Origin of the sequence: Neisseria sp. HMSC070F02 (assembly GCF_001814225.1) — a bacterium.
In the GTDB taxonomy this organism is placed as follows: Bacteria; Pseudomonadota; Gammaproteobacteria; order Burkholderiales; family Neisseriaceae; genus Neisseria; species Neisseria meningitidis.
On the sequence record NZ_KV815362.1, the window covers coordinates 16986 to 26248 of the forward strand.

Annotated in this window: 8 protein-coding genes; 5 read left to right on the top strand and 3 right to left on the bottom strand. The window is 52.1% G+C overall.

Features of this window, described 5'->3' with window-relative positions; genetic code table 11:
- Window positions 1-120 precede the first annotated feature (120 nt).
- Both HMPREF2959_RS01760 and HMPREF2959_RS01765 read left to right on the top strand, forming a co-directional pair.
- Complete coding sequence (locus tag HMPREF2959_RS01760; protein WP_002212949.1) at window positions 121-330, top strand: tautomerase family protein; 210 nt, start codon at window positions 121-123, stop codon at window positions 328-330.
- An 88-nt stretch (window positions 331-418) separates the two neighbouring features.
- Window positions 419-1633, top strand: a complete 1215-nt coding sequence (locus HMPREF2959_RS01765; protein WP_002212951.1) for a pyridoxal phosphate-dependent aminotransferase — start codon at window positions 419-421, stop codon at window positions 1631-1633.
- Between the two features lie 86 nt (window positions 1634-1719).
- Here the strand turns inward: HMPREF2959_RS01765 and clpB are convergent, their stop codons facing one another.
- Window positions 1720-4299, bottom strand: coding sequence for an ATP-dependent chaperone ClpB (clpB, locus tag HMPREF2959_RS01770; RefSeq protein WP_002230685.1), 2580 nt, complete (start codon window positions 4297-4299; stop codon window positions 1720-1722).
- Window positions 4300-4559: 260 nt separating this feature from the next.
- Between clpB and trpS the strand changes: the two genes are divergently transcribed.
- From trpS to HMPREF2959_RS01785, 3 genes are all read left to right on the top strand, one after another.
- A complete protein-coding gene (gene trpS / locus HMPREF2959_RS01775) occupies window positions 4560-5570 on the top strand; it encodes a tryptophan--tRNA ligase (protein ID WP_070696297.1) in 1011 nt (336 codons plus the stop codon).
- A gap of 5 nt (window positions 5571-5575) precedes the next feature.
- Window positions 5576-5917 carry a hypothetical protein gene (locus HMPREF2959_RS01780; RefSeq protein WP_002220616.1) on the top strand — a complete coding sequence of 114 codons (342 nt, stop codon included), beginning with the start codon at window positions 5576-5578 and terminating at the stop codon, window positions 5915-5917.
- A gap of 320 nt (window positions 5918-6237) precedes the next feature.
- The gene (locus tag HMPREF2959_RS01785; protein WP_070696300.1) at window positions 6238-6561 is read left to right on the top strand and encodes an Ag473 family lipoprotein; all 324 of its coding nucleotides are present in this window, start codon (window positions 6238-6240) and stop codon (window positions 6559-6561) included.
- A 208-nt stretch (window positions 6562-6769) separates the two neighbouring features.
- Here the strand turns inward: HMPREF2959_RS01785 and ppx are convergent, their stop codons facing one another.
- Together ppx and HMPREF2959_RS01795 are read right to left on the bottom strand one after the other, a co-directional pair.
- The gene (ppx, locus tag HMPREF2959_RS01790; RefSeq protein WP_002243314.1) at window positions 6770-8278 is read right to left on the bottom strand and encodes an exopolyphosphatase; all 1509 of its coding nucleotides are present in this window, start codon (window positions 8276-8278) and stop codon (window positions 6770-6772) included.
- Between the two features lie 116 nt (window positions 8279-8394).
- Complete coding sequence (locus HMPREF2959_RS01795) at window positions 8395-9126, bottom strand: surface lipoprotein assembly modifier (RefSeq protein WP_002243315.1); 732 nt, start codon at window positions 9124-9126, stop codon at window positions 8395-8397.
- Between the last annotated feature and the right edge of the window lie 137 nt (window positions 9127-9263).

Here is a 9263-nt window from a genome sequence, read left to right on the forward strand (position 1 = left end):
CCTTGTCCTGATTTTTGTTAATCCACTATATCGATTTGAATTTTTCAGAAAATGAAGCGGACGTTTGGGCGGAGGCAACTTGTTTGATAAGATAGCAATATTTCAAAACGGAGAAAGATCATGCCTTATGTCAATATTAAAGTAACCGGCGGCAAGGAAGCACCGACTGCCGCGCAAAAAGCGGAACTGATCGGCGGCGTAACCGAATTGCTGGCACGCGTGCTGGGCAAAAATCCCGAAACAACGGTTGTCGTGATTGATGAAGTGGATACCGATAACTGGGGAATAGGCGGCAAAAGCGTCAGCGAACGGCGCAAAGAGGGCAGGTAAAAAGCCTGAAAATCTCGGTTTGATGCTTTAAATTCCGCGTGAAAAAGAGTACATTCCCACCCATTGCCCAAAATTTACGGAACACATCATGGATAAATTTCCCAAGTCTGCAAAGCTCGATCACGTCTGTTACGACATACGCGGGCCGGTTCACAAAAAAGCACTTCAGTTGGAAGAGGAGGGCAATAAAATCCTTAAACTCAATATCGGCAACCCTGCGCCGTTCGGCTTTGAAGCCCCTGATGAAATCTTGGTCGATGTCATCCGCAACCTGCCGACTTCGCAAGGCTATTGCGATTCTAAAGGGCTGTATTCCGCCCGCAAAGCCATTGTTCACTACTATCAGACCAAAGGTTTGCGCGATATTACGGTTGATGATGTCTATATCGGCAACGGCGTGTCCGAGCTGATTACGATGTCTATGCAGGCATTGCTCAACGACGGCGACGAAATCCTGATTCCCGCGCCCGACTACCCTTTGTGGACGGCGGCGGCAACGCTTGCGGGCGGTACGGTACGCCATTATCTGTGCGACGAAGAAAACGGCTGGTTCCCCAACCTTGCCGATATGGAAGCCAAAATCACGCCCAAAACCAAAGCCATCGTCGTCATCAATCCCAATAATCCGACAGGCGCGGTGTACAGCAGGGAAATCCTGTTGGAAATCGCCGAACTGGCGCGCAAGCACGGTTTGATTATTTTCGCCGACGAGATTTACGATAAAATCCTTTATGACGGCGCGGTTCACCACCACATCGCCGCGCTTGCCCCCGACCTTTTGACGGTAACGTTCAACGGTTTGTCCAAATCCTACCGCGTCGCCGGCTTCCGCCAAGGCTGGATGGTGCTCAACGGGCCGAAACATCACGCAAAAGGTTACATCGAGGGTTTGGATATGCTCTCGTCCATGCGCCTGTGTGCCAATACGCCGATGCAGCATGCGATTCAGACGGCATTGGGCGGCTATCAGAGCATTAACGAATTCATCTTGCCGGGCGGGCGGCTTTTGGAACAGCGCAACAGGGCGTGGGAACTGGTCAGCCAAATCCCCGGCGTGTCCTGCGTCAAACCGATGGGCGCGATGTATATGTTCCCGAAAATCGATACCGAAATGTACCGCATCCGCGATGACATGAAATTCGTTTACGATTTGCTGGTGCGCGAAAAAGTCTTGCTGGTGCAGGGAACGGGGTTTAATTGGATCAAGCCCGACCATTTCCGCATTGTCACGCTGCCTTACGTCCATCAGATTGAAGAGGCGATGGGCAGGCTGGCAAGATTCCTGCAAACCTACCGCCAATAAGGGGACGGTTTGTCTGCCGAGGATAAAAAATGCCGTCTGAAACGGAGATTCCCGTTTCAGACGGCATTTTCAACAGCAGGAACGAATCAGGCAAATTTCAGTCTGTCGCCGTCGGCTTCTACCCTGATTTCGCTTTCGGGCGCATAGTTTCCGGCAAGCAGGGCTTTTGCCAGCGGGTTTTCGATTTCCGACTGGATGGCGCGTTTGAGTGGACGTGCGCCGTAAATCGGGTCGAAACCGGCTTTGGCGATGATGTCCAGTGCGGCATCGGAAACAGTCAGGCGCAGGTTTTGTTTTTCCAAACGTTTTTCCAAACCTTTGAGCTGGATTTTCGCAATGCTGCGGATGTTTGCCTGATCCAGTCCGTGGAACACGACTACTTCGTCGATACGGTTGATCATTTCTGGACGGAAATGTTCTTTCACATCCTCCATCACAACTTCTTTTACCGCTTCGTAGTCCTGAATGCCCATTTGTTGGATGTGCTGGCTGCCAATGTTGGAAGTCATCACAATCACGGTATTTTTAAAATCTACGGTACGGCCTTGTCCGTCGGTCAAGCGGCCGTCATCCAATACTTGCAGCAGGATGTTGAACACATCGGGATGGGCTTTTTCCACTTCGTCCAAAAGAATCACGCTGTACGGTTTGCGGCGCACTTGTTCGGTCAGGTAGCCGCCTTCTTCGTAGCCGACATAACCCGGAGGCGCGCCGATTAAGCGGGCAACGGCGTGTTTTTCCATATATTCGGACATATCGATGCGAATCAGATGATCTTCGCTGTCGAACAGAAAGCCTGCCAGGGCTTTACACAACTCGGTTTTACCCACGCCGGTCGGGCCCAAGAACAGGAAGCTGCCGTAAGGCTTGTTCGGATCGGCAAGACCGGAGCGGCTGCGGCGGATAGCGTCGGACACGGCACGCACGGCTTCGTCCTGTCCGACCACGCGGCGGTGCAATACTTCTTCCATTTTCAGCAGTTTGTCGCGTTCGCCTTCCATCATTTTGGATACGGGAATGCCGGTCATACGGGAAACCACCTCTGCGATTTCCTCTGCGCCGACATTATTACGCAAGAGTTTGTTTGCCGGTTTTGTGCTGTCCGTATCTGCCCGTTCGGCGGCTGCACGCTGTTTTTCCAAATGCTCCAAATCTTCATACATCAATTTTGAAGCCAGTGCCAAATCGCCTTGCCGTTTTGCCTGTTCGATTTTAATTTTGACTTCGTCAATTTGTTTCTTAATATTAGCAGCACCGTCTGAAATTGCTTTTTCGGCTTTCCAGATTTCGTCTAAATCGGCGTATTCTTTTTGCAGACCGTTGATTTCCTCGTCTATCAGTTCCAAACGTTTTTTGCTGGCATCGTCTTTTTCTTTTTCAACGTGCGCCTTTTCCATCCGAAGCTGAATTAGACGGCGGTCGATTTTGTCCATTGCTTCCGGCTTGGTTTCTTTTTCCATCTTGACACGGCTGGCGGCTTCGTCAATCAAATCAATCGCTTTATCAGGCAGGAAGCGGTCGGTAATGTAGCGGTCGCTCAACTCCGCTGCGGCAACGATAGCAGGGTCGGTAATATCGATACCGTGGTGGATTTCATAACGCTCCTGTAAACCGCGCAAGATAGCGATGGTGTCTTCTACACTTGGCTCGCCGACCAATACTTTTTGGAAGCGGCGTTCGAGTGCCGCGTCTTTTTCGATGTATTGGCGGTATTCGTCCAAAGTAGTTGCACCGATACAGTGCAATTCGCCGCGTGCCAAAGCCGGTTTCAACATATTACCCGCGTCCATCGCGCCGTCGGTTTTACCTGCACCAACCAAAGTATGAATTTCGTCAATGAAAATCAGAGTGTTGCCATCGTCTTTAGCCAAGTCGTTCAACACGCCTTTCAAGCGTTCTTCAAATTCGCCGCGGTATTTCGCACCGGCAATCAAAGCCGCCAAGTCCAGAACCAAAAGGCGTTTATTACGCAGGGATTCAGGTACTTCGCCATTGACGATGCGTTGTGCCAAACCTTCGACGATGGCGGTTTTACCCACGCCCGGTTCGCCAATCAGCACAGGGTTGTTTTTGGTACGGCGTTGCAATACCTGAATCGCACGGCGGATTTCGTCGTCACGGCCGATAACGGGGTCGAGCTTACCGTCTCGGGCGCGTTGGGTCAGATCGAGCGTATATTTTTTCAAAGCATCGCGTTGGTCTTCGGCATTGGCATCGTTCACGTTTTGTCCTCCTCGTACCGCGTCAATCGCGGCATTGATGTTTTGTTCGGTCGCGCCGGCTTCTTTCAAAATTTTGCCGGCCGCATCGTTCTGCTGCACCAAGGCAAGCAGGAAAAGTTCACTGGCGATATAGGCATCACCGCGTTTGGTGGCAGCCTTGTCCATCAGGTTCAACACCGCCTGCAATTCGCGGCTGGGCAGAATGTCGCCGCCCTGGCCGGACACTTTCGGCAGGCTGTTCAAATGCTGCTGCAAACGCTGTTTCACCTGCGGCACGTTCACGCCCGCATGAGCCAAGAGCGCGGCGGCTCCACTGTTTTGGTCGTCAAGCAGGGCTTTTAACACAAAGCCCGCTTCCAGATAGCTGCCGTCCGCAGCCAACGCCAAACTCTGAGCTTCTGCAAGGGCTTGTTGGAATTTGGCGGTTAATTTGTCGTATCGCATTTTCGTTTCCTTTTCAAAATGTCCGCTGTCGAAGCCTATATGTGCATCATTGTGGATAACTCAAGTTCTGTTTTCTGTTTTTCTATATTTAATTCGATATATCATTGAATTTAAAGTATATAAAAATGTATAATAATGTGTATAACTATATCTTCTTAATATGGAAAAGTCTGTTGTCGGCTGGATGTAGGTGGCAAATCGGGTATAATCGGCGCATCTTTTTCCCTTTCAGACGGCATTGATGCCGCAAGGACATTTTTATGAGCAAAAAACGAGTTCTGACCGGCGTAACCACCACCGGCATCCCGCATTTGGGCAACTACGTCGGCGCCATCCGCCCCGCCGTCCGCGCGGCGCAAAACCTCGATACCGAATCCTTCCTCTTCCTCGCCGATTACCACGGTATCATCAAATGCCACGAGCCGGAGATGATTCACCAATCCACCCAAGCTGTTGCCGCCACATGGCTCGCCTGCGGACTCAATCCGGAACAGACCACTTTCTACCGTCAAAGCGACATTCCCGAAGTGATGGAGTTGAACTGGATTCTGACCTGCATCACCGCCAAGGGTTTGATGAACCGCGCCCATGCCTACAAAGCCGCCGTGCAGGCAAATGCAGAAAACGGGCAGGAAGACCCTGATTTCGGTGTGGAAATGGGTTTGTTCAGTTATCCGATTCTGATGACTGCTGATATTCTGATGTTCAACGCCAACGAAGTCCCCGTCGGGCGCGACCAAATCCAACACGTCGAAATGGCGCGCGACATTGCCGGCCGCTTCAATCACCGCTTCCGAGAACTCTTCACCCTGCCCGAAGTGAAAATCGACGAAAACGTCGAACTCTTGGTCGGTTTGGACGGACGCAAAATGTCCAAATCCTACGGCAACACCATTCCGCTTTGGGAAAACGACAAAAAAACCCAAAAATCGGTCAACAAAATCATCACCAATATGAAAGAGCCGGGCGAGCCGAAACAGCCCGACGAAAGCCCATTGTTTGAAATCTACAAAGCCTTCTCCACACCGTCTGAAACGGTGGAATTTACGAAAATGCTTGCCGACGGCTTGGCTTGGGGCGAGGCAAAAAAACTTTTGGCGGCGAAAATCAACGCCGAACTCGCCGAACCGCGCGAACGCTACAACGCATTGACCGCCGACCCTTCGCAAATCGAAGAGATTTTGCAGGCAGGCGCGCAAAAAGCGCGTAAAGAAGCACGCGAATTGTTGGACAAAGTACGCGATGCGGTCGGCATCCGCCCGTTGAAATAAACCCGATGCCGTCCGAACCTCTTAAAGGCTTGCCGGAACAAAACGTCGTCCGGCTGACCGGCAAGCATCCCAACGACTTGGAAGCCGTCAGCGGCAAATGCATGGAAACCGACGATAAGGGCGGTCCGGTAGGCTGGGCGGAAAACGGCGTGTGCCATACCTTGTTTGCCAAACTGGTGGGCAATATCGCCGAAGACGGCGGCAAACTGACGGATTACCTGATTTCGCATTCCGCCCTGCAACCCTATCAGGCAGGCAAAAGCGGCTATGCCGCCGTGCAGAACGGACGCTATGTGCTGGAAATCGACAGCGAGGGGGCGTTTTATTTCCGCCGCCGCCATTATTGAGGTATTCGGACATCCCGGAATATATTTGGTTTTTTCAAACCCTGCAGGAAAAAGTCCGCACCGTCGGGAAACTCAAAAGGAGGGGGATATGTGTTACAATTTTCCGAACTGTTTTCATAAAATAGTTTTCGGACGTGTTTCAATATGGCATTGATGCCGCCTTATTGTTCGAGAAAAAAAACCTTTATATTTAAATATAATGGGTTTTAACTAAACGGGAAACCGTTTTCTCTCCGGCCGATGGGCAAAATCAGCCGATTGATGGAACACGGTCCGATTTTTAAGCAAAACCTTAATCAACAACTCAAGAAGGATAAGACATGAAAAAATTATTGATTGCCGCAATGATGGCGGCTGCCTTGGCAGCTTGTTCGCAAGAAGCCAAACAGGAGGTTAAGGAAGCGGTTCAAGCCGTTGAGTCCGATGTTAAAGACACTGCGGCTTCTGCCGCCGAGTCTGCCGCTTCTGCCGTCGAAGAAGCGAAAGACCAAGTCAAAGATGCTGCGGCTGATGCAAAGGCAAGTGCCAAAGAAGCTGTAACTGAAGCCAAAGAAGCTGTAACTGAAGCAGCTAAAGATACTTTGAACAAAGCTGCCGACGCGACTCAGGAAGCGGCAGACAAAATGAAAGATGCCGCCAAATAATTTGTTGCCTTGGCAAAAATGATGGGATGCCGCCTGCCGGCAACCCAAACGAAACCGCCTGAAGATTTTCAGGCGGTTTTTGAGTTGTATGCCCCTTGTTTTTTACGCCTGCATGACCGTTCCGAGCAGATGTGCCGCGCATATCGGGATGTTGCGGACAGGGAAATGCCGTCTGAACATCATTCAGACGGCATTTGCCCCGCAAGGTTCAGACGGCCTCGACTTTGAACGGCATATTGATTTTTTGCCATTGGACGCTTTCATATTCCAATGCGTCGGCAATCAGGGGATGGCGTTCCAGCCATTCCCTGTCAATACGCAGGATGAAGCCGCAGCTTTCCGTGTCCGTACGCAACTGCATATTTTTCGGGAAAGACAGGTCTTGGCGCGAACGGCAGAACAGTGCGGCAAGGCGCAGCGACAAAACGGCATACCACAACATTTCGTTGGTGCCGATGATGCCGCTCATTTTTTTCATATCGCCGCGATGACCGATGACCAGTTGGGCAAGTATGGTCTGTTCTTTGCGTGAGAAACCCGGCATATCGGCGTTTTCGAGGATGTAGGCGGAATGCTTGTGATAGCCGGTGTGGGCGATGTCCAAACCGATTTCGTGCAGCGCGGCGGCGCGTCCGAGATACTGTTGCCACAAGGCAAGCTCTTGAACTGTAACGTTTTTAGCGTGGCAGAGGCTGTCCATAAAGGTTTGCGCGGTCTCGGCGGTGCGTTTCGCCTGATTGAGGCTGACGTGGTAGCGGTGTTGGAACTCGGCAACCGTTTGTCCGCGCATATCTTCGTTTAAACCGCGCCCGATCAAATCGTAAAACACGCCGTCGCGCAGGGCGGCTTCGGTTACGGTCATCCTGTCGAGTTTCATTTCCTCAAACGCCGCCATCATCACGGCAAGTCCGCCGGCAAAAACTTCGATGCGTTCCGGTTTCAGGTTTTCAAATTTGGCTTTTTTGACCGAACCGGCTTCGATGATGCGTTCGGCGAGGGCGCGCATTCCTTTGTAGGTAATGTCCGCCTCTTGGGGCATTTCGGCGGCAAGCACGTCGCGGATGGATTTTGCCGAACCCGATGTGCCGACGGCGAAATCCCAACCTTCGCGCCTCATATTTTTGCTGATGCGCTGGATTTCGTTGCGGGCGGCGGAAATGGCAGATTGGAAGTCTTTGGCGGTGATTTTGTTTTGGAAGAAGCGCAGGCTGTGGGTTACGCAGCCCAAGGGCAGGCTTTCAGTAATGTCGGGATTCAGCGTCGAGCCGATGACAAATTCTGTCGAACCGCCGCCGATGTCGATAACCAGCATTTTGCCGCCGCCCGGGGGGAGGGTGTGGATCACGCCGGTATAAATCAGCCGCGCCTCTTCGCGCCCGGCGATGATTTCGATGGGGAAACCCAGTGCCGCTTCGGCTTTGGGAAGGAAATCTGCGATGTTTTTGGCGACGCGGAATGTATTGGTTGCCACGGCGCGTACCTGTTCAGGGCGGAAGCCGCGCAGGCGTTCGCCGAATTTTGCCAGACAGTCCAAAGCCTGTTCTTGGGAAGCGGCACTCAGGTTTTTCTGTTCGTCCAGTCCGGCGGCGAAGCGCACCATCTGTTTGAACGAATCGATGACTTTCAACTGTCCGTTGTTGTTTTCGCAAATCTGGAGGCGGAAACTGTTGGAACCCAAATCGACGGAGGCGAGGATGTTTGCGGGGGTGGTGGTCATGGCGGATATCGGTGGGGGAAAAACGCAATGTTACTCTGACGGCGCAGGCGTTGACAATAAATGATGAGGTTGTTTTTGATTCTGCCCACGGATGTTGCCGACGGCATTTTTTGCGCTTATTTGAAATCCTTTTCCACGCTCATGAAAATCTGCGTGTTTTTGCGTGTGTAAAAACTTTTCATATTGCTGTCGATTTTCAGATAGCGGAAATTGAGTTGCGGCGTAAATCCCTTCCAAGAGATTTTGTCGTGCCACAACGACAGGTTTGCCTGATATTCGTGGTCTTTACGCGGGAAGCGGTACACAATGGTCCCGGGTGCATCAAAAGTCCTGCGGGTATAGCGCAGGTTTGCCCGCAGACCCAGCCCGCCGTCGAACGTTTTGACCGCGCCGACACGCAAACCCTTGCGGATGGAAGCCTGTTCCGCCTCTTTCGTTATGTCGTGCGACCAGTCCGCACTGCCGTAAAGCAGCCAGTCTTTCGGCGCGGAATACATCAGCGTCGCACCCGCCAGCGGCATATGGCTGTCGTATCGGGCGGCGGTGCGGTCTGCCTGATAACGCTTCCACATATTGCCCGCGTTTAGTGTCAGCCGCCAGTGTTCGCCCAAGCGTTGGGAGAAATCGGCATTGAAGCCGCCGACGAAATTGTATCGGCTGCCGCCTAAGAGGTTTTGCCCGACAAACGGCACGATGCCGAACGAGCGCGTTACCGAACGATTTTTATAGCCGAGCGACAGGCGCAGGCACTGTTCGCTGAAATCTTTGTTATCCCAATAATGCACGCCGCCGCCGCTGATGCCGCCGTAGAGGAAATGATGCCCGCCCGCATTGATTTCGCGCGACACGCCTAAGCCCTAGCGCAAACCGTGTGCCTTTTGCGGCAGGCTGTCGGCGGTTTTCGTCCAGCTTCTGCCCGCAAATTCAATCGTTTTTTTGGACGAAGCGTTGTTTATAGCGGATTAACAAAAATCAGGACAAGGCG

Bases quoted from the DNA above. Each gene is read 5' to 3' on its own strand.
- trpS (WP_070696297.1), top strand. From the start codon at position 4,560: ATGAGCAAAAAACGAGTTCTGACCGGCGTAACCACCACCGGCATCCCG.
- HMPREF2959_RS01760 (WP_002212949.1), top strand. From the start codon at position 121: ATGCCTTATGTCAATATTAAAGTAACCGGCGGCAAGGAAGCACCGACT.
- HMPREF2959_RS01780 (WP_002220616.1), top strand. From the start codon at position 5,576: ATGCCGTCCGAACCTCTTAAAGGCTTGCCGGAACAAAACGTCGTCCGG.
- clpB (WP_002230685.1), bottom strand. From the start codon at position 4,299: ATGCGATACGACAAATTAACCGCCAAATTCCAACAAGCCCTTGCAGAA.
- HMPREF2959_RS01765 (WP_002212951.1), top strand. From the start codon at position 419: ATGGATAAATTTCCCAAGTCTGCAAAGCTCGATCACGTCTGTTACGAC.
- ppx (WP_002243314.1), bottom strand. From the start codon at position 8,278: ATGACCACCACCCCCGCAAACATCCTCGCCTCCGTCGATTTGGGTTCC.
- HMPREF2959_RS01785 (WP_070696300.1), top strand. From the start codon at position 6,238: ATGAAAAAATTATTGATTGCCGCAATGATGGCGGCTGCCTTGGCAGCT.